Annotated in this window: 2 protein-coding genes; both read left to right on the forward strand. The window is 75.0% G+C overall.

Annotation, left to right across the window (positions count from 1 at the left end):
* Nucleotides 1-71: 71 nt before the first annotated feature.
* Nucleotides 72-332 (forward strand): hypothetical protein, encoded by a 261-nt coding sequence (locus tag FOE67_RS28115; RefSeq protein WP_182667606.1) that lies wholly within the window; start codon nt 72-74, stop codon nt 330-332.
* Nucleotides 329-512 (forward strand): hypothetical protein (locus FOE67_RS28120; RefSeq protein ID WP_182667607.1); only part of this gene is annotated, 184 nt, incomplete at its 3' end. The genes FOE67_RS28115 and FOE67_RS28120, both read left to right, overlap by 4 nt.

Raw genomic sequence — 512 nt, forward strand, 5'->3', positions numbered from 1 at the left:
GCGCGGCGAAGGGAACCACTCCCTTCGCCGCGCCGGGCCTCCGGGGCAGAGACCCCGCTCGGAGAACCCCCGTGACGCTCCACCTCGCGCTCGGCCTGGCCGCCACCTGGCTCGCGCTCGCCCTGCTGGCCGCCGCCGCCTGGATCCGCCTCCGGCGCCCGGCCCGCGACCACCCCGACCTCGGACCCACCAGCGCCGAGGAGCTGCTGCTCCGGCGCCTGCACGACGCAGGGATGAGCCCGACCGGCGCGAGGAACCTCCTGGACCTCTACCACCACACCCGACTCACCCGGGACCAGACCACCGACAGGAAGGACACCGACGACCGATGAGCGCGAAGAAGACCACCACCAAGGCCACCACCGCGAAGACCCCCGCGAAGAAGACCCCGCGGCGGGCCGGCCACAGCTCCCTCGTCTGGAACGGCGGCATGGCCGGCCCACACTCCACCCCCGGCCGCGACATCCGACCCGCCGGGAACTGCCCCGCGAACAACCCCCGGTGCGGCGCCC

It is taken from the genome of Streptomyces calidiresistens (genome assembly GCF_014141525.1).
GTDB classification, from domain to species: Bacteria; Actinomycetota; Actinomycetes; order Streptomycetales; family Streptomycetaceae; genus Streptomyces; species Streptomyces calidiresistens.